Here is a 21,580-nt window from a genome sequence, read left to right as displayed (position 1 = left end):
ATCTCCGATCTGTAAGGGTTTTCCTTACGAGCGTGCCTTGACGGTGGTACGGGCGCATTCCTATAGTGTGCGCGAGTGGCGGAAAGTGGCACAAAGTGGGTTTTTCAGGCACAAAAAACTAAAAAATGGGGAAGCGCCTCTGTGTTTCGCGGAGCAAATGCCATCAGTCTCGATGCCAAAGGCCGGCTAGCCATGCCCAGCCGGTACCGTGACGAGCTGGTTTCGCGCTCCAACGGCCAGTTGATCGTGACCATCGATGCCGTTGATCCCTGCCTTTGTGTGTACCCGCTGGACGAATGGGAATTAATTGAAACAAAGCTGCGCGCACTGCCGTCGCTCCGGGAAGAAAACCGCCGTCTGCAAAGGTTGCTGATTGGCAATGCGGTTGACCTGGAGCTCGACGGCAGTGGGCGTTTTCTGGTTCCGCCACGTTTGCGCGAGTACGCGAAGCTGGACAAGAAAGCCATGCTGGTCGGCCAGCTGAACAAGTTTCAACTGTGGGACGAGGATGCCTGGAACGCTGTTGCTGAAGCGGACCTGGCGGCTATTCAACAACCGGGCGCCATGCCTGATGAACTGCGTGATTTGATTCTGTGACTATAGATAGCGGCTTTAACCACATCACCGTATTGCTTGACGAAGCCGTCGAGGCTCTCGCCATACAAGGCGATGGCTGCTATGTGGACGGTACCTTCGGGCGGGGTGGGCACAGCCGGCTGATCCTCCAGCACCTTGGGCCGCAGGGCCGATTGCTGGGGTTCGACAAAGACCCACAAGCGATTGCCACGGGGCAAGCGCTGGCGGCCGAAGACGGCCGCTTTGTCATTGTGCAGCGCAGCTTTGCAGAAATGGGTAGCGAAATTGCTAGCCAAGGTTTGGCTGGGAAGGTCAACGGCGTGCTGCTGGACCTGGGCGTCTCCTCGCCACAACTGGACGACCCCGAGCGCGGCTTCAGCTTCATGAACGATGGCCCGCTGGACATGCGCATGGACCCCACCCGTGGTGTCAGTGCCGCCGAGTTCATCGCCAATGCCCCGGCTGAGGAAATCGCCCGGGTGTTCAAGGAATATGGGGAAGAGCGGTTCGCCAAGCGCATGGCCAACGCCGTGGTGGCGCGCCGCGAAATCAAGCCATTCGAGCGCACTGCCGACCTGGCGGAAGTACTCAAGGTCGCGAACCCGGCCTGGGAAAAAGGCAAGAACCCGGCTACTCGCGCGTTCCAGGGCCTGCGCATTCACGTGAACAACGAACTGGCCGACCTGGAAGCGGGCCTCGAAGCTGCGCTGGAGTCGCTGGAAGTCGGTGGCCGCCTGGTGGTGATCAGCTTCCATTCGCTGGAAGACCGCATCGTCAAACTGTTCATGCGCAAACTGGCCAAGGGCGAGGCCGACAACCTGCCGCGCAACCTGCCGGTGCGTTTCCAGGCATTCGAGCCGAAGATCAAGGTTCACGGCAAGGCCCAGTTCGCCTCCGAGGCTGAATTGAAGGCCAACCCGCGCTCGCGCAGCGCGGTCATGCGCGTGGCGGAGAAGTTGCGGTGAGCAAGCTCTTTGCCAAGCCTTTGCCAGGCGGAAGCTTCCTGATGCTTCTGCTGTTCATCGGCGTGCTGGTTTCGGCCATCGCCGTGTCCTATAGCGCGCACCTGAACCGTCAGTTGCTCAACAGCTTGTACAACGAGCTGAGCGAGCGCGACAAGGCCCAGGCCGAGTGGGGGCGCCTGATCCTGGAGCAAAGCACCTGGACGGCACACAGCCGGATCGAGGCGCTGGCCAGCGGCCAATTGAAAATGCGCATTCCCGATGCCGCCGAAATCAAGATGGTGGCGCCATGATGAAGCTCGATGGTGCCCTGTACCCGTGGCGGTTCCGGGTACTCGTATCGCTGCTGGGCATCATGGTAGGCGCGATTGTCTGGCGTATCGTCGACCTGCAGGTCATCGACCATGATTTCCTCAAAGGGCAGGGCGATGCACGCAGCGTGCGCCACATTCCGATTCCGGCGCACCGCGGCCTGATCACCGACCGCAACGGCGAACCCTTGGCCGTGAGTACACCGGTCACCACCTTGTGGGCCAACCCCAAGGAAATGCAACTGGACAAGACCAAGTGGCCCGCGCTGGCGGCTGCCCTTGGCCAGGACCCGCGCGAGCTCGCGGCCCGCCTGGAAGCCCAGGCCACCAAGGAATTCATCTATCTGGTGCGAGGGCTGACCCCGGAACAGGGGCAGACCGTGCTCGACCTCAAGGTTCCTGGTGTCTACGGCATCGAGGAATTTCGTCGTTTCTACCCTGCCGGTGACGTCACCGCGCACATGGTTGGCTTTACCGACCTGGACGACCACGGCCGCGAAGGCGTGGAACTGGCCTACGAAGACTGGCTGGCGGGCGTGCCTGGCAAGCGCCAGGTCATCAAGGACCGTCGTGGCCGCCTGATCAAGGACGTGCAGGTCACCAAGAACGCCAAGGCGGGCAAGACCCTGACCTTGTCCATCGACCTGCGCCTGCAGTACCTGGCCGCGCGCGAGTTGCGCAACGCCATCGTCGAGAACGAAGCCAAGGCCGGTAGCATGGTGATCATGGACGTCAAGACCGGCGAAGTGCTGGCGATGGTCAACCAGCCGACCTACAACCCCAACAATCGCAAGACCATGTTCCCGGCGTCCATGCGTAACCGGGCGATCACCGACGTGTTCGAGCCTGGCTCGACCATGAAGCCGATCTCCATGAGCGCCGCCCTGGAAACCGGGCGCTGGAAGCCTACCGACAAGGTCGAAGTGTACCCCGGTACCCTGCAGATCGGCCGCTACACCATCAAGGACGTGACCAAGACCGAGGGTCCGATCCTCGACCTGACCGGCATTTTGATCAACTCCAGCAACGTCGGCATGAGCAAGGTAGCGTTCGACATCGGCGGTGAAAACATCTTCCGTGCCATGTCGGCGGTGGGCCTGGGGCAGTACACCGGCCTGGGCTTCCCTGGCGAGCGGGTGGGTAACCTGCCCAACCACCGCGACTGGAAAAAGGCCGAAACCGCCACCCTGTCGTACGGTTACGGCCTTTCCGTGACAGCCCTGCAACTGGTGCATGCCTATTCGGCCATCGCCAACGACGGCGAGATCGTGCCGCTGAGCATTCTCAAGGTCGACGGCAAGCCGCAGGCCACCCGCGTCATGCCCGAGCAAGTGGCCAAGACCCTGCAGGGCATGCTCCAGCAAGTGATCGAAGACACCCGTGGCGTATACCGCGCGCGGGTGCCGGGCTACCACGTGGCTGGCAAGTCGGGTACCGCCCGAAAGGCCACCATTGGTTCGCGTGGCTACACCGAAAACGCTTACCGCTCGCTGTTCGCCGGGTTCGGCCCGGTGGCCGACCCACGCTACGCCGTGGTGGTGGTGATCGATGAGCCGAGCAAGGCCGGCTATTTCGGTGGCCTGGTGTCGGCACCCGTGTTCAGCAAGGTCATGTCCGGCACCCTGCGCCTGATGAACGTGACCCCCGACAACCTGCCGAATACCCCTCAGGAACAAGCCCAGGCCCAGCCTGCGGCCAGCAAGGGAGGGCGTGGTTGATGAGCATGCCACTGAGCAAGATCTTCGCCCAGGCCGGTCGCGATCCGCTGATCCGCGAACTGGCCCTGGACAGCCGTGACGTACGCCCCGGGGACCTGTTCCTGGCGGTGCCGGGGGCTAAGGTCGATGGCCGCGCGCACATTGCCGACGCCCTGGGGCGCGGCGCCGCGGCGGTGGCCTATGAAGTGGAGGGCGCCACCGTGCTGCCCATCACCGATGTGCCGCTGATTCCGGTCAAGGGCCTGATACGCCAGCTGTCCGACATCGCCGGGCGCTTTTATGGCGACCCGAGCCGCCTGCTGAGCCTGGTGGGCGTGACCGGCACCAACGGCAAGACCAGCGTCACGCAATTGGTGGCCCAGGCCCTGGACCTGCTCGGCCAGCGCTGCGGGCTGATCGGTACCCTGGGGACCGGTTTCCACGAAGCGCTGCAGAGCGGGCGCCTGACCACCCCGGACCCGATCGCGGTGCAGTCGACCCTGCTTGACCTGAAAAAAGCCGGCGCCAAGGCCGTGGCGATGGAAGTGTCCTCCCACGCGCTGGACCAGGGCCGCGTGGCCGCGCTGGCGTTCGACGTGGCCGTGCTGACCAACCTCAGCCGCGATCACCTGGACTACCACGGCAGCATGCAGGCCTATGCCGCGGCCAAGGCCAAGCTGTTCGGCTGGACCGGGCTGCGCTGCCGCGTGCTCAACCTGGATGACGCCTTCGGCAGCACCCTGGCCGAAGAAGAACATGAGTCCCGGCTGATCACTTACAGCCTGCTGGACCCGTCCGCGACCCTGTATTGCCGCGAAGCCGAATTCAATGACCATGGCGTGCGCGCCACCCTGGTCACCGCCCAGGGCGAGCACCTGCTGCGCAGCCGCCTGCTGGGGCGTTTCAACCTCAGCAACGTGCTGGCGGCGGTGGGTACCCTGCTGGCGCTGGACTACCCGCTGGACGACATTCTCAACGTCATGCCGCAGCTGGAAGGCCCGCTGGGGCGCATGCAGCGCCTGGGTGGCGGCAAGCAGCCGCTGGTGGTGGTCGATTACGCCCACACCCCGGATGCCTTGGACAAGGTATTGCAAGCCCTGCGCCCACACGCCAAGGGCGAACTGCTGTGCCTGTTCGGCTGTGGCGGTGACCGCGACCGCGGCAAGCGCCCACTGATGGCCGAAGTGGCCGAGCGCCTGGCCGACCGCGTGCTGGTCACCGATGACAACCCGCGCAGCGAAGATCCGCTGCAGATCTTCAGTGACATCCGCCCCGGTTTCAGCGCTGCTGCCCGGGTCGAATTCGTGTCCGGCCGTGGCCCTGCCATCGCTCAGCTCATCGCCCAGGCCCAGGCCGACGACGTGGTGGTGCTGGCGGGCAAGGGTCATGAGGACTATCAGGAAATCAACGGCCAGCGCCTGGCATTTTCCGACCTGGAAGAGGCCGCCCGCGCCCTGGCCACCTGGGAGGTGGACCATGCTTAAGCCCATGTCCCTGGCGGAACTGCTCAAGCCATTGGCTGCGCGTTTGCACGGCCAGGATGCAGCCTTCAACGGTGTCAGCATCGACAGCCGTGCCATCGTGCCCGGCCAGTTGTTCGTGGCCCTTGCCGGCCCCCGTTTCGACGGCCACGACTACCTCGCTGACGTGGCGGCCAAAGGCGCCGTGGCGGCCCTGGTGGAACATGAGGTGGCCGGTGTCGACCTGCCACAGTTGGTGGTTGCCGATTGCCGCGTTGCCCTTGGCCAGCTGGCGGCGCTGAACCGTTCGCGCTTTACCCGGCCGGTGGCGGCGGTGACCGGCTCCAGTGGCAAGACCACGGTCAAGGAACTGCTGGCCGCAATCCTGCGCACCCAGGGCGACGTGCTCGCGACTCGCGGCAACCTCAACAATGACCTGGGCGCGCCGCTGACCCTGCTCGAGCTGGCGCCGCAGCACACCGCGGCGGTCATCGAACTGGGCGCCTCGCGCCTGGGCGAGATTGCCTACACCGTGGGCCTGACCCAGCCCCACGTGGCCATCCTCAACAACGCCGGTACCGCCCACGTGGGCGAGTTCGGGGGGCCGGAGAAGATCGTCGAGGCCAAGGGCGAGATCATCGAAGGGCTGGCCGCCGATGGCACCGCCGTGCTCAACCTGGACGACAAGGCCTACGGCATCTGGCACGCCCGCGCCGGCCAGCGTCGCGTGCTCAGCTTCGCCCTGACCAACACCGCCGCCGACTTCCACGCCAGTGACATTCGTGCCGATGAGCGGGGCTGCCCGGCTTTCAACCTGCATGGCCTGCAAGGCACCGCGCGGGTCCAGCTCAACCTGCTGGGCACCCACAACGTGCAGAACGCCCTGGCCGCCGCCGCCGCCGCGCACGTGTTCGGGCTGGCCATCGGCGACATCGCCAAGGGCCTGGAAAGCTTGCAACCGGTGAAGGGTCGTACCGTGGCCCAGGTCACGGCCAGCGGCCTGCGTGTAATCGACGATACATACAACGCAAACCCCACCTCAATGTGCGCTGCCGTTGATATACTCGCCGGCTTTTCCGGCCGCACCGTCCTGGTGCTCGGAGACATCGGCGAACTGGGGCAATGGGCAGAAGAGGGGCATCGGCAGGTGGGCGAATACGCCCGAGGCAAGGTAGATGCCTTGTACGCCGTGGGCCCGAACATGCTGCACGCGGTAAACGTGTTCGGCGCCAACGCCCGGCATTTCGCCACTCAGTCTGACCTGATCGCTGCGCTTGGCGCCGAGCAGGGCAAAAACATCACTATTTTGATCAAGGGTTCGCGCAGCGCTGCGATGGAAAACGTCGTGGCGGCCTTGTGCGGTTCCAGCGGGGAGAAACATTAATGCTGCTGCTGCTGGCGGAGTATCTGCAACAGTTCTACAAAGGCTTCGCGGTCTTCCAGTACCTGACCCTGCGCGGGATCCTGGGTGTGCTGACCGCGCTGTCGCTGGCCCTGTGGCTGGGCCCCTGGATGATTCGTACCCTGCAGATTCGTCAGATCGGCCAGGCCGTGCGTAACGACGGCCCTGAATCGCACCTGAAAAAATCCGGCACCCCAACCATGGGCGGTGCCCTGATCCTCTCGGCCATTGGCGTCAGCACCCTGTTGTGGGCCGACCTGACCAACCGCTATGTGTGGACCGTCCTGCTGGTCACCCTGCTGTTCGGGGGCATCGGCTGGGTAGACGACTACCGCAAGGTGATCGAGAAGAACTCGCGGGGCCTGCCAAGCCGCTGGAAATATTTCTGGCAGTCGGTGTTCGGCCTGGGTGCGGCCATCTTCCTGTACGCCACCGCGCCAAGCGCCGTGGAAACCACCCTGATCATCCCGATGTTCAAGGACGCCAGCATTTACCTGGGCGTGGGCTTCGTGGTGCTGACCTATTTCGTCATCGTCGGCTCCAGCAACGCGGTGAACCTGACCGACGGCCTCGACGGCTTGGCCATCATGCCGACCGTGATGGTGGGCGGCGCCCTGGGCATCTTCTGCTACCTGTCGGGTAACGTGAAATTCGCCGATTACCTGCTGATCCCGTACGTGCCGGGTGCCGGCGAGCTGATCGTGTTCTGCGGCGCGCTGATCGGCGCCGGCCTGGGCTTTCTGTGGTTCAACACCTACCCGGCGCAAGTATTCATGGGCGACGTCGGCGCACTGGCGCTGGGCGCGGCCCTGGGCACCATCGCGGTCATCGTTCGCCAGGAAATCGTCTTGTTCATCATGGGCGGCGTGTTCGTGATGGAAACCCTTTCAGTGGTCATTCAGGTGGCATCTTTCAAACTGACCGGTCGCCGCGTGTTCCGCATGGCGCCCATCCACCACCACTTTGAACTCAAGGGCTGGCCCGAGCCGCGTGTGATCGTCCGCTTCTGGATCATCACCGTGATCCTGGTGCTGTTCGGCCTTGCCACCCTGAAACTGAGGTAGAAACGAGTGTCTCTGATCGCTTCTGACCAATTCCGCATCGTTGTCGGCCTCGGCAAGAGCGGCATGTCCCTGGTGCGCTTCCTGGCGCGCCGGGGCGTTGCCTTTGCCGTGGCCGACACGCGCGCGAATCCGCCGGAGCTGGCGACGCTGCGCCGTGACTACCCGCACGTGGAAGTGCGTTGCGGCGACTTGGACGTGGAATTCCTGTGCCGTGCCAGCGAGCTGCTGGTCAGCCCCGGCCTGGCCCTGGCCACTCCGGCGCTGCAGCAGGCGGCTGCCCGTGGCGTGAAGCTGTCGGGTGACATCGAGCTGTTCGCGCGTAACGCGCAAGCACCTATCGTCGCCATCAGCGGTTCCAACGCCAAGAGCACCGTCACCACCCTGGTGGGCGACATGGCCGCTGCCGCCGGCAAGCGCGTCGCGGTGGGCGGCAACCTCGGCACCCCGGCCCTCGACCTGCTGGCCGACGACGTCGAACTGTACGTGCTGGAGCTGTCGAGCTTTCAACTGGAAACCACCGACCAGCTCAATGCCGAAGTGGCCACCGTGCTGAACATCAGCGAAGACCACATGGACCGCTACAGCGGCCTGCCGGCGTACCACCTGGCCAAGCACCGGATCTTCCGTGGCGCGCGCCAGGTGGTCTACAACCGCCAGGACGCCCTGACCCGGCCGCTGATGGGCGAGGGGCTGCCATGCTGGACTTTCGGCCTGAACAAACCTGACTTCAAGGCATTCGGCCTGCGTGAAGAAAACGGCCAGAAATACCTGGCGTTCGAATTCCAGAACCTGATGCCGGTCAGCGAGCTGAAGATCCGCGGTGCCCACAACCAGGCCAATGCCCTGGCCGCCCTGGCCCTGGGCCACGCGGTGGGCCTGCCGTTCGAACCGATGCTGGCTGCCCTGCGTACGTTCACCGGGCTGGCGCACCGTTGCCAGTGGCTGCGCGAGCGCGGCGGTGTCAACTATTACGACGACTCCAAAGCCACCAACGTCGGTGCCGCCCTGGCCGCCATCGAAGGCCTGGGTGCCGACATCGACGGCAAGCTGGTGCTGGTGGCCGGTGGCGATGGCAAAGGCGCCGATTTTTCCAGCCTGCAGGCACCGGTGGCTGCCCATTGCCGCGCTGTGGTGCTGCTGGGGCGCGACGCTGAACGGATTGCCGCCGTGCTGGGCGACAGTGTGCCCCTGGTGCGGGTCAAGACCCTCGACGAAGCCGTCGAACGATGCGCGGCCCTGGCCCAGCCCGGCGATGCCGTGCTGCTGTCGCCAGCCTGCGCGAGCCTGGACATGTTCAAGAACTATGAAGAGCGTGGGCGCCTGTTCGCCCAGGCCGTGGAGGGCTTGTCATGATCTTTGGCGTGATCAAGCCATACCCGTCGCCGCTGATTACCGGCCGCGGCATCGATGTCGACTTCCCGATGCTGGCCGGCTGCCTGGCCCTGCTGGGCCTGGGCCTGGTGATGATCACCTCGGCTTCCTCCGAAGTGGCCGCAGTGCAATCGGGCAACCCGCTGTACATGATGATCCGCCACCTGGTGTACCTGGTGCTGGGCCTGGGGGCCTGCGGCGTCACCATGATGATTCCCATCGCCACCTGGCAGCGCCTGGGCTGGGTGATGCTGCTGGGCGCCTTCGGCCTGTTGGTGCTGGTGCTGGTGCCCGGTATCGGCCGCGAGGTGAACGGCTCCATGCGCTGGATTGGCTTCAGTGCGTTCAACGTGCAGCCTTCGGAAGTGGCCAAGGTGTTCGTGGTGATCTTCCTGTCGGGTTACCTGATCCGCCAACAGAAGGAAGTGCGCGAAACCTGGATGGGCTTCTTCAAGCCGTTCATCGTGCTGCTGCCCATGGCCGTGCTGCTGCTGATGGAACCCGACTTCGGCGCCACCGTGGTCATGATGGGCGCCGCGGCGGCCATGCTGTTCCTCGGTGGGGTGGGGCTGTTCCGTTTCGCCCTGATGGTGGTGCTGGCCGTGGCCGCAGTGTTCATCCTGGTGCAGGCACAGCCGTATCGGATGGCGCGCCTGACCACCTTCACCGACCCGTGGGCCGACCAGTTCGGTTCCGGCTACCAGCTGACCCAGGCGCTGATCGCGTTCGGCCGCGGCGGCTGGTTGGGCGCTGGCCTGGGCAACAGCGTGCAGAAGCAGTTCTACCTGCCTGAAGCGCACACCGACTTCGTGTTCTCGGTGCTGGCCGAGGAGCTGGGCGTGGTCGGTTCGCTGTGCACCGTGGCACTGTTCGTGTTCGTGTGTATTCGCGGCATGTACATCGGCGTGTGGGCCGAGCGTTCCAAGCAGTTCTTCGCCGCCTACATGGCCTACGGCCTGTCTTTCCTGTGGATCGGCCAGTTCCTGATCAACATCGGCGTGAACGTCGGCCTGCTGCCGACCAAGGGCCTGACCTTGCCCTTCCTCAGTTACGGGGGCAGTTCGCTGGTGATCTGCTGCGCCTGTCTGGGCTTGTTGTTGCGCATCGAGTGGGAGAGCCGCACGCACCTGGGCAGTGAAGAAACCGAGTTCAACGAGAGCGACTTCGCCGAGGAGCCTGCCCGTGGCCGGTAACGTATTGATCATGGCCGGTGGTACCGGCGGGCACGTGTTCCCGGCGCTGTCGTGCGCTCGGGAATTCCAGGCCCGCGGCTACACCGTGCATTGGCTGGGCACCCCGCGCGGCATCGAGAACGAATTGGTGCCGCAGGCGGGCCTGCCCCTGCACCTGATCAACGTCGCCGGCCTGCGTGGCAAGAGCAAGCTGTCGCTGCTCAAGGCGCCGTTCGTGCTGGTGCGCGCGCTGCTGCAGGCGCGCAAGGTGATGCGCCAGCTCAAGCCCGTGTGCGTGGTCGGCTTCGGCGGTTACGTGACCGGCCCTGGCGGCCTGGCCGCGCGGCTGAGCGGCGTGCCCGTGATCGTCCACGAACAGAATGCCGTGGCCGGTACTGCCAATCGCCTGCTGGCCCCGCTGGCGGCGCGCATCTGCGAGGCGTTCCCCAACACCTTCGCCGCGTCCGCCAAGCGCCGTACCACCGGTAACCCAGTGCGCACCGAACTGTTCCTGGAAACCCCGCGCCAGGCCCTGGCCGGGCGCAAGCCGCGTTTGCTGGTGACCGGTGGCAGCCTGGGCTCCGAACCCTTGAACAAGTTGATTCCCGCCGCCCTGGCGCTGGTGCCCGAGGCCATTCGGCCCGAGGTCTTCCACCAGTGCGGCAAGCAGCATGGTGAAGTGACCGCCCAGCGTTACCGCGAGGCCGGCATCGAGGCGCAAGTGGCGCCGTTCATCAAGGACATGGCCCAGGCCTATGGCTGGGCCGACATGGTGGTCTGCCGCGCCGGCGCGCTGACCGTCAGCGAGCTGGCCGCCGCCGGCCTGGCGTCGGTGCTGGTGCCCTTGCCCCATGCCATCGACGACCACCAGACCCGCAATGCCGAATATCTGGCCCGCGAAGGCGCTGCCTTCCTGATGCCACAAGCGACAACCGGCGCAGCCGAGCTGGCTGAGCGCCTGAACGAGGTTTTGATGCAACCGGAAAAACTCAACACCATGGCGAGCACCGCACGCCGCCTGGCCAAGCCCGATGCAACCCGTACCGTTGTCGATGTCTGCCTGGAGGTGGCCCATGGTTGAGAACCAGAAGGCCATTCCGCAGCCGGAAATGCGCCGCATCCGCCGCATCCACTTCGTCGGCATCGGCGGCGTGGGCATGTGCGGCATCGCCGAAGTCCTGCTGAACCTGGGTTACCAGGTGTCGGGATCCGACCTCAAGGCGTCGCCGGTCACCGAGCGCCTGGAGTCCTTCGGTGCGCACATCTTCATCGGCCACCGCGCCGAGAACGCCGCTAACGCCGACGTGCTAGTGGTGTCGAGCGCCGTGAACACTTCCAACCCGGAAGTGGCTACCGCCCTTGAACGTCGCATTCCCGTGGTGCCACGCGCCGAGATGCTCGCCGAGCTGATGCGCTACCGCCACGGCATCGCCGTGGCCGGCACCCACGGCAAGACCACCACCACCAGCCTGATCGCCTCGGTCTTCGCCGCCGGTGGCCTGGACCCGACCTTCGTTATCGGTGGCCGCCTGAACGCCGCCGGGACCAACGCACAGCTGGGCACCAGCCGGTACCTGATCGCCGAAGCCGACGAAAGCGATGCCAGCTTCCTGCACCTGCAGCCGTTGGTGGCCGTGGTCACCAACATCGACGCCGACCACATGGCCACCTACGGTGGCGACTTCAACAAACTGAAGAAAACCTTCGTCGACTTCCTGCACAACCTGCCGTTCTACGGTTTGGCCGTGGTGTGCCTGGACGACCCGGTGGTGCGCGAGATTCTGCCGCAGATCGCCCGCCCGACCCTGACCTACGGTGTCAGCGAAGAAGCCGACGTGCGCGCCATCAACATCCGCCAGGACGGCATGCTGACCTACTTCACCGTGCTGCGCCGCGACCGCGAGCCGCTGAACGTGTCGGTGAACATGCCCGGCAACCACAACGTGCTCAATGCGCTCGCCACCATCGCCATCGCCACCGACGAAGGCGTCAGTGACGAAGCCATCGTCCAGGGGCTGTCAGGCTTCCAGGGCGTGGGCCGGCGGTTCCAGGTGTACGGCGAGCTGCCGGTGGACGGCGGCAACGTGATGCTGGTCGATGATTACGGCCACCACCCGCGTGAAGTGGCCGCGGTCATCAGCGCCGTGCGCGGTGGCTGGCCGGAACGCCGTCTGGTGATGGTCTACCAGCCGCACCGCTACAGCCGTACCCGCGACCTGTACGACGATTTCGTCCAGGTGCTGGCCGACGCCAATGTGCTGTTGCTGATGGAAGTCTACCCGGCCGGCGAAGAGCCTATTCCGGGCGCCGACAGCCGCCAGCTGTGCCACAGCATCCGCCAGCGCGGCCAGCTGGACCCGATCTACATCGAGCGCGGCGTCGAGCTGGCACCCCTGGTCAAGCCGTTGCTGCGTGCCGGCGACATCCTGCTGTGCCAGGGCGCCGGCGATATCGGCGGGCTCGCTCCGCAATTACTGAAAAGTCCGTTGTTCGCCGCTGACAAGGCCGGCGAGGGGAAATCGAAATGACAGTCTGCACCTCATCCTCCCTGCTATCGACCATTGCCCCGAAGGACTTCGGGCGGGTGGCCGTGCTTTACGGTGGCAAGAGCGCCGAGCGGGAGGTTTCGCTGAAGTCCGGCGCTGCCGTGTTGGAAGCCCTGCAAGGCGCAGGCGTGGACGCGTTCGGCCTGGACGTGGGTGATGACCTGCTGGCGCGCCTGCAAAGCGAGAAGATCGACCGCGCCTTCATTATTCTCCACGGCCGTGGCGGTGAAGACGGCAGCATGCAGGGCCTGCTGGAGTGCCTGGATATCCCGTATACCGGTAGTGGCATCCTGGCTTCGGCCCTGGCCATGGACAAGCTGCGCACCAAGCAGGTATGGCAGAGCCTTGGCTTGCCGACCCCGCTGCACGCGGTATTGGCCAGCGAATCGGATTGTATTTCCGCGGGCGCGGAACTGGGCTTCCCTTTGATCGTCAAACCGGCCCATGAAGGTTCAAGTATCGGTATGGCCAAAGTGACCAGCGTCGAGGAATTGATCGGCGCATGGAAAGCAGCCAGCACCTACGATTCGCAAGTCCTGGTGGAGCAATGGATTCAGGGTCCTGAATTCACCATCGCGACCCTGCGCGGCCAGGTCCTGCCTCCGATTGCCCTGGGCACCACCCATTCGTTCTACGACTACGACGCCAAATACGTGGCCAACGATACCCAGTATCGAATCCCGTGCGGCCTCGACGCTACCCGCGAACAAGAGCTGATCGACCTCACGGCCCGTGCCTGTGACGCCATCGGCATTGAAGGCTGGGCACGCGCCGATGTCATGCAGGACGAGCAAGGGCGTTTCTGGCTGCTTGAAGTCAACACGGCCCCAGGCATGACCGACCACAGCCTGGTCCCCATGGCAGCTCGCGCCGCCGGCATCGATTTCCAGCAACTGGTGCTGGCGATCCTGGCCGACAGCGTAGAGGCTCGAGGGTAAACCCATGAACGGCGCGACGCTTCGTCATCAGCAACCCGTACCCGGCCGCAACAAGCCGGTGCCCCGCGGCGCCAGCCGCATGGTGGCGCAGGAGCCCATGGGGGCGCGGGTGCGCAAGGCCAACTTCAGCTTCCTCAAGAAGCTGTTCTGGCCCGTGCTGCTGGTGGTACTGGGCGTCGGCACCTATGAGGGCGCCATCTACCTGATGCCCTATGCCGACCGGCCGATCACCAAGATCAACGTGCAGGGCGACCTCAGCTACATCAGCCAGCAGGCAGTGCAGCAGCGCATCGCCCCGTACGTGGCGTCGACATTCTTCACCATCGACCTGACCAGCATGCGCACCGAACTCGAACAGATGCCGTGGATCGCCCACGCTGAAGTTCGCCGCGTATGGCCCGACCAGGTGGTGATCCGGCTGGAAGAGCAACTGCCCGTGGCCCGTTGGGGGGACTCGGCGTTGCTCAACAACCAGGGCGAGGCGTTCGCGCCGCGCGAGCTGGCCAACTATGAGCACCTGCCGCAGCTGTTCGGGCCGCAGCGTGCGCAACAGCAGGTCATGCAGCAATACCAGGTGTTGAGCCAGATGCTGCGCCCGCTGGGCTTCTCCATTGCCCGGCTGGAATTGCGCGAACGCGGCAGCTGGTTCCTCACCACCGGCGCAGGAAGCGCAGGCCCCGGTATCGAGTTGTTGCTGGGGCGTGACCACCTCGTCGAGAAAATGCGCCGCTTCATTGCCATTTACGACAAAACACTGAAAGACCAGATCACGAATATTGCGCGCATCGACCTGCGCTATGCCAACGGCCTTGCCGTGGGTTGGCGGGAACCGAATGCGCAGCCGGCGGCCCAAGCGGCTGTCGCGAAGAATTAAGAAGAGGCAGGACCATGGCAAACGTGCAAAGCGGGAAAATGATCGTCGGTCTGGACATCGGTACCTCCAAGGTGGTGGCGCTGGTGTGCGAAGTCGCGGATGACGGTTCGCTGGATATCGTCGGAATCGGTACCCACCCCTCGCGCGGCCTGAAGAAGGGCGTGGTGGTGAACATCGAGTCGACCGTGCAGTCGATCCAGCGCGCGGTGGAAGAGGCGCAGCTGATGGCTGGGTGCCGTATCCACTCGGCGTTCGTCGGCATTGCCGGCAACCACATCCGCAGCCTCAACTCCCACGGCATCGTCGCCATTCGTGACCGCGAAGTCAGCAGCGCTGACCTGGAGCGCGTGCTGGACGCCGCGCAGGCCGTGGCCATTCCGGCTGACCAGCGGGTCTTGCACACCCTGCCGCAGGACTACTCCATCGACAACCAGGAGGGCGTACGCGAGCCGCTGGGCATGTCGGGCGTGCGCCTGGAAGCCAAGGTCCATGTGGTCACCTGTGCGGTCAACGCTGCGCAGAACATCGAAAAATGCGTGCGCCGCTGCGGCCTGGAAATCGACGACATCATCCTCGAGCAACTGGCCTCGGCCTACTCGGTATTGACTGACGACGAGAAAGAGCTGGGCGTTTGCCTGGTGGACATCGGTGGCGGTACCACCGACATCGCCATCTTCACCGAAGGCGCCATCCGCCACACGGCAGTGATCCCGATCGCTGGCGACCAGGTCACCAACGACATCGCCATGGCGCTGCGTACGCCGACCCAGTACGCCGAAGAGATCAAGATCCGCTACGCCTGCGCACTGGCCAAGCTGGCCGGTGCCGGCGAAACCATCAAGGTACCGAGCGTTGGCGACCGCCCACCGCGCGAGCTGTCGCGCCAGGCCCTGGCCGAAGTGGTCGAGCCGCGCTACGACGAGCTGTTCACCCTGATCCAGGCTGAACTGCGTCGCAGCGGCTACGAGGACCTGATCCCCGGTGGCATCGTGCTGACCGGCGGTACCTCGAAGATGGAAGGCGCGGTCGAACTGGCCGAAGAGATTTTCCACATGCCGGTCCGCCTGGGCGTGCCGCATTCGGTACGCGGGCTGGCCGACGTGGTTCGCAACCCCATTTATTCCACCGGCGTGGGCTTGCTGATGTACGGGCTGCAAAAGCAGAACGATGGCACCACCCTGACCGGCCTCGGAAACAACAGCAGCAGCTATGGCGATGAACCCAAGGCACCTGTGCTGGAACGCTTCAAACGTTGGGTTCAAGGCAACTTCTAGGTTTCAGGTTTCAAAGGCAGTAGTAGGCGCTAAAACTAGAGAAATGAAAGGAGAGGGCACATGTTCGAACTTGTAGACAACATCCCGCAAAGCCCGGTAATCAAAGTTATCGGTGTTGGTGGTGGCGGTGGCAACGCTGTCAATCACATGGTCAAGAGCAACATCGAAGGCGTCGAGTTCATCTGCGCCAACACCGATGCTCAAGCCCTGAAGAACATTGGTGCGCGCACCATCCTGCAACTGGGCACTGGCGTGACCAAGGGCCTGGGCGCTGGCGCCAACCCTGAAGTGGGCCGCCAGGCCGCCTTGGAAGACCGCGAGCGTATCGCCGAAGTACTGGTCGGTACCAACATGGTCTTCATCACCACCGGCATGGGTGGCGGTACCGGTACCGGTGCGGCGCCGATCATTGCCGAAGTGGCCAAGGAGATGGGCATCCTGACCGTCGCGGTCGTGACCCGTCCGTTCCCGTTCGAAGGCCGCAAGCGCATGCAGATCGCCGATGAAGGCATCCGCGCGCTGAGCGAAAGCGTCGACTCGTTGATCACCATTCCCAACGAGAAACTGCTGACCATCCTGGGCAAGGACGCCAGCCTGCTGTCGGCGTTCGCCAAGGCTGACGATGTGCTGGCAGGTGCCGTTCGCGGTATCTCCGACATCATCAAGCGCCCGGGCATGATCAACGTCGACTTCGCCGACGTTCGCACCGTCATGAGCGAGATGGGCATGGCGATGATGGGTACTGGCTGCGCCAGTGGTCCGAACCGTGCGCGTGAAGCGACCGAGGCGGCCATCCGCAACCCGCTGCTCGAAGACGTCAACCTGCAGGGCGCCCGTGGCATCCTGGTGAATATCACCGCCGGCCCTGACCTGTCCCTGGGTGAGTACTCCGACGTGGGTAGCATCATCGAGGCGTTCGCGTCGGACCACGCCATGGTCAAGGTCGGTACCGTCATCGACCCGGACATGCGCGACGAGCTGCACGTGACCGTGGTCGCCACCGGCCTGGGTGCGAAGATCGAGAAACCCGTGAAGATCATCGACAACACCTTGCAGACAGCAGCCCAGCAGGCGCCGGCCCAGGCCCCCGCCCGTCAGGAACAGCCGTCGGTGAACTACCGCGACCTGGACCGTCCGACCGTCATGCGCAACCAGGCTCACGCCGGCGCTGCACAGGCGGCCAAGCTCAACCCGCAAGACGATCTGGACTACCTGGACATTCCAGCTTTCCTGCGTCGTCAGGCTGATTGATGGAATTTATCAGGGCTATGAAGGTGATTGGTGTTCAGCAAAGGCCGGGTCTGCTATTATCGCCAGCCTTTGTTGATACCAGTTCGCAATTTGCGCTGAAGCGGCCAATGCCATGATTAAACAACGCACCCTGAAGAATATTATCCGTGCCACCGGCGTCGGCCTGCACTCTGGGGAGAAGGTATACCTGACCCTCAAGCCGGCACCCGTGGATACAGGCATCGTTTTCTGTCGTGCCGACCTGGATCCAATGGTGCAGATTCCTGCGCGAGCGGAAAATGTCGGCGAGACCACGATGTCGACCACTCTGGTCAACGGCGATACCAAGGTAGACACGGTTGAGCACTTGCTCTCGGCCATGGCTGGCCTGGGCATCGATAACGCCTACGTCGAGCTCTCCGCGTCCGAAGTCCCGATCATGGATGGTAGTGCAGGACCCTTCGTATTCCTGATTCAATCTGCCGGCCTGGAAGAACAGGACGCAGCCAAGAAATTCATCCGCATCCTGCGCGAAGTGACAGTGGAAGATGGCGACAAGCGCGCCACTTTCGTGCCATTCGACGGGTTCAAGGTGAGCTTCGAGATCGATTTCGACCACCCGGTGTTCCGCAACCGCACCCAGAGCGCCAGCGTCGACTTTTCCAGCACGTCCTTCGTGAAGGAAGTCAGCCGTGCCCGCACGTTCGGGTTCATGAGCGATATCGAGTACCTGCGCAAGCACAACCTCGCGCTCGGCGGCAGCGTTGAAAACGCTATCGTGGTGGACAAGGATGGCGTGTTGAACGAAGACGGCCTTCGCTACGAAGACGAATTCGTCAAGCACAAGATCCTCGACGCCATCGGTGACCTCTACCTGCTGGGCAACAGCCTGATTGGTGAGTTCCGTGGTTTCAAGTCCGGCCATGCGCTGAACAACCAGCTCCTTCGCAAGCTCATCGAGCAGAAGGATGCCTGGGAAGTGGTGACCTTCGAAGATGCCAGTACGGCACCGATCTCTTACATGCGTCCCGTGGCGGCAGTGTAAGATCGAACACTCTCTTCTCTAGATGTCATTGAGGCCACCTTCGGGTGGCCTTTTTTATTGTCAGCTTTTGGACCTGCCCGCGTGTGCCGCCAGGCGCTCCAGCGCCGCGCGCAGGTTCGGGTCGGTGATGCCTTCGGCCGTGGACTGCAAGGTCTCCGCCGCGCTGCTGGGCAGATCGACGTTGCGCTCTGCCGTGCGGTTCTGCACGGTGGGGGGCTGCACCTTGAACAGGATCCGCGTCAGGTTGTCGAATTCCGGCAAGGCCTGCAGGTCACGCTGCAGGCGTTTCTGCTGATAGCGCAGACGTGTAGCCCAATGGCCATCAGTGACAATCAGCAGCAGGCAACCCTCGCGCCACGACGCCACGTAGCAATGTTCGCGGGCAGCTGGTTGCAACTGGCTTTCCAGCAGGCGTTGCAGGTGCGAAAGCCGCTGGGCGTGGCTGAACAGCGCCTTGAGCGGCCGGGCCTCGCGCAGCAGGACGGCGGGCGCCCGGGCCGGGAGGGGGCGGTAGGCCATAGTGGGAAACCTGAAGTTACAGAGCGCCCATGGTAGCAGAAACGCCTGATTTCCTGCCGGGCCCACCCGTTTGGTTACATAACTTCTTCACCCGATGGGTTGAAGTTGAGAAAAAAGCCCTTATTGTGAAAAGGCCCCGTCAAAGCGCCGTGCCAGCATCGTGGATACAACGCCACTTTCCTCCTCATCGTTTCCGGGTAGAATGCTCGTTCGCATGCGGCCATGAGGGCTGCACGGGCGACTCACGGGGCCGCCCTCCATCCCTATGTGTGGAAGAACCTGCCGATATGTTTGCGCCTTTGTTAAAGAAACTTTTTGGAAGCAAGAACGAGCGTGAAGTCAAACGCATGCTCAAGACGGTACAGATCGTCAATGCCTTCGAAGAGCAAATGGTGGCCCTCTCGGACGAGCAGCTGCGCGCCAAGACCGAAGAGTTCAAGGCCCGCCTGGCAAAAGGCGAGACCCTCGACAAGCTTCTGCCTGAGGCCTTCGCGGTATGCCGTGAAGCGGGCAAGCGTGTCATGGGCATGCGCCACTTCGACGTCCAGCTCATTGGTGGCATGACCCTGCATGAAGGCATGATCGCCGAAATGCGCACCGGTGAAGGCAAGACCCTGGTGGCCACCCTGGCCGTGTACCTCAACGCACTGTCCGGCAAGGGCGTGCACGTGGTCACCGTCAACGACTACCTGGCCCGTCGAGACGCCAACTGGATGCGTCCGCTGTACGAATTCCTCGGCCTGACCGTGGGCGTCGTCACGCCCTTCGCACCGCCAGAGGAAAAACGCGCCGCCTACGCCGCCGATATCACCTACGGTACCAACAACGAGTTCGGTTTCGACTACCTGCGCGACAACATGGCATTCAGCCTGGAAGAGAAATTCCAGCGTGAGCTGAATTTCGCCGTGATCGACGAAGTCGACTCCATCCTCATCGACGAAGCCCGTACCCCGCTGATCATCTCCGGCCAGGCCGAAGACAGCTCCAAGCTGTACACCGAGATCAACCGCCTGATCCCGCGCCTTGAGCAGCACATCGAAGAAGTGGAAGGCCAGGTCACCAAGGCCGGTCACTTCACCATCGACGAGAAGACTCGCCAGGTGGAGATGAACGAAGCCGGTCACCAGTTCGTCGAGGAAATGCTGGCTCAGGTCGGCTTGCTGGCCGAAGGCGAGAGCCTGTACTCGGCGCACAACCTGGGCCTGCTGACCCACGTGTACGCAGCCCTGCGCGCCCACAAGCTGTTCCACCGCAACGTGGAATACATCGTCCAGGACGGCCAGATCCTGCTGGTCGACGAGCACACCGGCCGCACCATGCCGGGCCGTCGCCTGTCCGAAGGCCTGCACCAGGCCATCGAGGCCAAGGAAAACCTGAACATCCAGGCCGAAAGCCAGACCCTGGCCTCGACCACGTTCCAGAACTACTTCCGCCTGTACAACAAGCTATCCGGCATGACCGGTACCGCTGACACCGAGGCGTTCGAGTTCCACCAGATCTACAACCTGCAGGTCATGGTGATTCCGCCGAACAAGCCGCTGGCGCGCAAGGACTTCAACGACCTGGTCTACCTGACCGCGGACGAGAAGTACGCCGCCATCGTCGCCGACATCAAGGAAAGCATGGCCCAGGGCCGTCCCGTGCTGGTGGGTACCGCCACCATCGAGACCTCCGAGCACATGTCCAACCTGCTGCGCCAGGAAGGCATCGAGCACAAGGTGCTCAACGCCAAGTTCCACGAGAAGGAAGCGGAAATCATCGCCCAGGCCGGTCGCCCGGGTGCGCTGACCATCGCCACCAACATGGCCGGCCGTGGTACCGACATCCTGCTGGGCGGCAACTGGGAAGTGGAAGTCGCTTCCCTGGACAGCCCGACCCCTGAGCAGATCGCCCAGATCAAGGCCGACTGGCAGAAGCGTCACCAGCAAGTGCTGGAGTCCGGCGGCCTGCACGTGATCGCTTCCGAGCGCCACGAGTCGCGCCGTATCGACAACCAGCTGCGTGGCCGTGCCGGCCGTCAGGGTGACAACGGTTCCAGCCGTTTCTACCTGTCGCTGGAAGACAGCCTGATGCGCATCTTCGCTTCTGACCGGGTGAAGAACTTCATGAAGGCCCTGGGCATGCAGGCCGGCGAGGCCATCGAGCACCGCATGGTCACCAATGCCATCGAAAAGGCCCAGCGCAAGGTCGAAGGCCGAAACTTCGATATTCGCAAGCAATTGCTGGAATTCGACGACGTTGCCAACGAACAGCGTAAAGTCATTTACCACATGCGTAACAGCCTGCTGGCCGCGCAGAACATCGGCGACACCATCGCCGAGTTCCGTCAGGAAGTCCTGGACAGCACCGTCAGCGCCCACATCCCGCCACAGTCGCTGCCCGAGCAGTGGGACGTGGCTGGCCTGGAAGCCGCGCTGCTGAACGACTTCGGCGTCAAGCTGCCAATTCAGGCATGGCTGGACGAAGACGACCATCTCTACGAAGAAACCTTGCGTGAGAAGCTGCTGGCCGAGCTGCTGGCTGCCTACAACGACAAGGAAGAGCAGGCCAGCGCCGATGCCCTGCGCACCTTCGAGAAGCAGATTCTGCTGCGCGTGCTCGACGACCTGTGGAAAGACCACCTGCAGACCATGGACCACCTGCGTCACGGTATCCACCTGCGTGGCTACGCCCAGAAGAACCCGAAGCAGGAGTACAAGCGCGAGTCGTTCACCCTGTTCCAGGAACTGCTGGACTCGATCAAGCGCGATACCATCCGCGTGCTGTCGCATGTTCAGGTGCGCCGCGAAGACCCGGCCGAGGAAGAGGCACGCCTGCGTCAGGAAGCCGAAGACCTGGCCGCGCGCATGCAGTTCGAGCACGCCGAGGCTCCCGGCCTGGACGCGCCGCAAGTGCTGGCGCAAGAGGGTGAAGATGTCGCCCTGGCCGAGGCGCCCGTGCGCAACGACCAGAAGCTGGGCCGCAACGAGCTCTGCTGGTGTGGTTCGGGCAAGAAGTTCAAGCACTGTCATGGCCAGATCAACTGACGATCCGGCTCTGACCTGAAACATCCGCGCCGCGACCGGCTTCCAGCCGTCGCGGCGTTTTTCCATCGTTAACGCCGTGTGTTGGAATACGGCGTCTGTCTTTCCAGGAGTGT

At 63.6% G+C, this 21,580-nt stretch carries 18 protein-coding genes; 17 read left to right on the top strand and 1 reads right to left on the bottom strand.

Annotated features, from left to right (window positions below; translation table 11 throughout):
- Window positions 1-141 precede the first annotated feature (141 nt).
- The 16 genes from mraZ to lpxC all read left to right on the top strand — a co-directional run bounded on the left by mraZ (window position 142) and on the right by lpxC (window position 17,922).
- Entirely contained in the window at window positions 142-597 is a 456-nt protein-coding gene (gene mraZ / locus HWQ56_RS24035; RefSeq protein ID WP_158155324.1) for a division/cell wall cluster transcriptional repressor MraZ, read from the top strand.
- A complete protein-coding gene (rsmH, locus tag HWQ56_RS24030) occupies window positions 594-1,541 on the top strand; it encodes a 16S rRNA (cytosine(1402)-N(4))-methyltransferase RsmH (protein ID WP_425331918.1) in 948 nt (315 codons plus the stop codon). The genes mraZ and rsmH overlap by 4 nt, the downstream gene beginning before the upstream one ends.
- Window positions 1,538-1,831, top strand: coding sequence for a cell division protein FtsL (gene ftsL / locus HWQ56_RS24025; protein ID WP_158155272.1), 294 nt, complete (start codon window positions 1,538-1,540; stop codon window positions 1,829-1,831). The genes rsmH and ftsL overlap by 4 nt, the downstream gene beginning before the upstream one ends.
- Window positions 1,831-3,567, top strand: coding sequence for a peptidoglycan D,D-transpeptidase FtsI family protein (locus tag HWQ56_RS24020; RefSeq protein WP_176572477.1), 1,737 nt, complete (start codon window positions 1,831-1,833; stop codon window positions 3,565-3,567). The genes ftsL and HWQ56_RS24020 overlap by 1 nt, the downstream gene beginning before the upstream one ends.
- Window positions 3,567-5,030 (top strand): UDP-N-acetylmuramoyl-L-alanyl-D-glutamate--2,6-diaminopimelate ligase, encoded by a 1,464-nt coding sequence (locus HWQ56_RS24015; protein ID WP_158155276.1) that lies wholly within the window; start codon window positions 3,567-3,569, stop codon window positions 5,028-5,030. Before HWQ56_RS24020 ends, HWQ56_RS24015 begins: the two co-directional genes overlap by 1 nt.
- Entirely contained in the window at window positions 5,023-6,390 is a 1,368-nt protein-coding gene (locus HWQ56_RS24010) for a UDP-N-acetylmuramoyl-tripeptide--D-alanyl-D-alanine ligase (RefSeq protein ID WP_176571950.1), read from the top strand. Before HWQ56_RS24015 ends, HWQ56_RS24010 begins: the two co-directional genes overlap by 8 nt.
- Window positions 6,390-7,472, top strand: coding sequence for a phospho-N-acetylmuramoyl-pentapeptide-transferase (gene mraY, locus HWQ56_RS24005; protein WP_158155280.1), 1,083 nt, complete (start codon window positions 6,390-6,392; stop codon window positions 7,470-7,472). Before HWQ56_RS24010 ends, mraY begins: the two co-directional genes overlap by 1 nt.
- Window positions 7,473-7,478: 6 nt before the next feature.
- Window positions 7,479-8,825 carry a UDP-N-acetylmuramoyl-L-alanine--D-glutamate ligase gene (gene murD, locus HWQ56_RS24000; protein WP_176571949.1) on the top strand — a complete coding sequence of 449 codons (1,347 nt, stop codon included), beginning with the start codon at window positions 7,479-7,481 and terminating at the stop codon, window positions 8,823-8,825.
- Window positions 8,822-10,036: a putative lipid II flippase FtsW gene (gene ftsW / locus HWQ56_RS23995; protein ID WP_158155284.1), complete on the top strand. Its 1,215-nt coding sequence runs from the start codon at window positions 8,822-8,824 to the stop codon at window positions 10,034-10,036. Before murD ends, ftsW begins: the two co-directional genes overlap by 4 nt.
- Complete coding sequence (gene murG, locus HWQ56_RS23990) at window positions 10,026-11,096, top strand: undecaprenyldiphospho-muramoylpentapeptide beta-N-acetylglucosaminyltransferase (protein ID WP_158155286.1); 1,071 nt, start codon at window positions 10,026-10,028, stop codon at window positions 11,094-11,096. Before ftsW ends, murG begins: the two co-directional genes overlap by 11 nt.
- Window positions 11,089-12,543, top strand: a complete 1,455-nt coding sequence (gene murC, locus HWQ56_RS23985) for a UDP-N-acetylmuramate--L-alanine ligase (RefSeq protein WP_158155288.1) — start codon at window positions 11,089-11,091, stop codon at window positions 12,541-12,543. Before murG ends, murC begins: the two co-directional genes overlap by 8 nt.
- A complete protein-coding gene (locus tag HWQ56_RS23980; protein WP_158155290.1) occupies window positions 12,540-13,499 on the top strand; it encodes a D-alanine--D-alanine ligase in 960 nt (319 codons plus the stop codon). Before murC ends, HWQ56_RS23980 begins: the two co-directional genes overlap by 4 nt.
- Window positions 13,500-13,503: 4 nt before the next feature.
- Window positions 13,504-14,373, top strand: a complete 870-nt coding sequence (locus tag HWQ56_RS23975; RefSeq protein ID WP_158155292.1) for a cell division protein FtsQ/DivIB — start codon at window positions 13,504-13,506, stop codon at window positions 14,371-14,373.
- A gap of 14 nt (window positions 14,374-14,387) precedes the next feature.
- Window positions 14,388-15,647, top strand: coding sequence for a cell division protein FtsA (gene ftsA / locus HWQ56_RS23970; protein WP_158155294.1), 1,260 nt, complete (start codon window positions 14,388-14,390; stop codon window positions 15,645-15,647).
- A 60-nt stretch (window positions 15,648-15,707) separates the two neighbouring features.
- On the top strand, window positions 15,708-16,898 hold the full coding sequence (gene ftsZ, locus HWQ56_RS23965) for a cell division protein FtsZ (protein WP_158155296.1): 1,191 nt from the start codon (window positions 15,708-15,710) through the stop codon (window positions 16,896-16,898).
- A gap of 112 nt (window positions 16,899-17,010) precedes the next feature.
- Window positions 17,011-17,922, top strand: coding sequence for a UDP-3-O-acyl-N-acetylglucosamine deacetylase (gene lpxC, locus HWQ56_RS23960; protein ID WP_008365412.1), 912 nt, complete (start codon window positions 17,011-17,013; stop codon window positions 17,920-17,922).
- A 60-nt stretch (window positions 17,923-17,982) separates the two neighbouring features.
- On the opposite strand, the gene HWQ56_RS23955 is transcribed toward lpxC, so the two are convergent.
- Complete coding sequence (locus HWQ56_RS23955; RefSeq protein ID WP_158155298.1) at window positions 17,983-18,441, bottom strand: DUF721 domain-containing protein; 459 nt, start codon at window positions 18,439-18,441, stop codon at window positions 17,983-17,985.
- A gap of 287 nt (window positions 18,442-18,728) precedes the next feature.
- Here HWQ56_RS23955 and secA point away from each other — a divergent pair, with 287 nt between their 5' ends.
- Window positions 18,729-21,467 carry a preprotein translocase subunit SecA gene (secA, locus tag HWQ56_RS23950; RefSeq protein ID WP_158155299.1) on the top strand — a complete coding sequence of 913 codons (2,739 nt, stop codon included), beginning with the start codon at window positions 18,729-18,731 and terminating at the stop codon, window positions 21,465-21,467.
- The last annotated feature ends 113 nt before the right edge of the window (window positions 21,468-21,580 follow it).

This window comes from Pseudomonas eucalypticola (genome assembly GCF_013374995.1).
Taxonomy (GTDB): Bacteria; Pseudomonadota; Gammaproteobacteria; order Pseudomonadales; family Pseudomonadaceae; genus Aquipseudomonas; species Aquipseudomonas eucalypticola.
This window is presented reverse-complemented; position numbering and strand designations above follow the sequence as displayed.

Bases quoted from the DNA above. Each gene is read 5' to 3' on its own strand.
- HWQ56_RS23975 (WP_158155292.1), top strand. From the start codon at position 13,504: ATGAACGGCGCGACGCTTCGTCATCAGCAACCCGTACCCGGCCGCAAC.
- ftsA (WP_158155294.1), top strand. From the start codon at position 14,388: ATGGCAAACGTGCAAAGCGGGAAAATGATCGTCGGTCTGGACATCGGT.
- HWQ56_RS24010 (WP_176571950.1), top strand. From the start codon at position 5,023: ATGCTTAAGCCCATGTCCCTGGCGGAACTGCTCAAGCCATTGGCTGCG.
- secA (WP_158155299.1), top strand. From the start codon at position 18,729: ATGTTTGCGCCTTTGTTAAAGAAACTTTTTGGAAGCAAGAACGAGCGT.
- HWQ56_RS23980 (WP_158155290.1), top strand. From the start codon at position 12,540: ATGACAGTCTGCACCTCATCCTCCCTGCTATCGACCATTGCCCCGAAG.
- HWQ56_RS24020 (WP_176572477.1), top strand. From the start codon at position 1,831: ATGAAGCTCGATGGTGCCCTGTACCCGTGGCGGTTCCGGGTACTCGTA.
- ftsZ (WP_158155296.1), top strand. From the start codon at position 15,708: ATGTTCGAACTTGTAGACAACATCCCGCAAAGCCCGGTAATCAAAGTT.
- lpxC (WP_008365412.1), top strand. From the start codon at position 17,011: ATGATTAAACAACGCACCCTGAAGAATATTATCCGTGCCACCGGCGTC.
- murC (WP_158155288.1), top strand. From the start codon at position 11,089: ATGGTTGAGAACCAGAAGGCCATTCCGCAGCCGGAAATGCGCCGCATC.
- ftsW (WP_158155284.1), top strand. From the start codon at position 8,822: ATGATCTTTGGCGTGATCAAGCCATACCCGTCGCCGCTGATTACCGGC.
- mraY (WP_158155280.1), top strand. From the start codon at position 6,390: ATGCTGCTGCTGCTGGCGGAGTATCTGCAACAGTTCTACAAAGGCTTC.
- HWQ56_RS24015 (WP_158155276.1), top strand. From the start codon at position 3,567: ATGAGCATGCCACTGAGCAAGATCTTCGCCCAGGCCGGTCGCGATCCG.
- HWQ56_RS23955 (WP_158155298.1), bottom strand. From the start codon at position 18,441: ATGGCCTACCGCCCCCTCCCGGCCCGGGCGCCCGCCGTCCTGCTGCGC.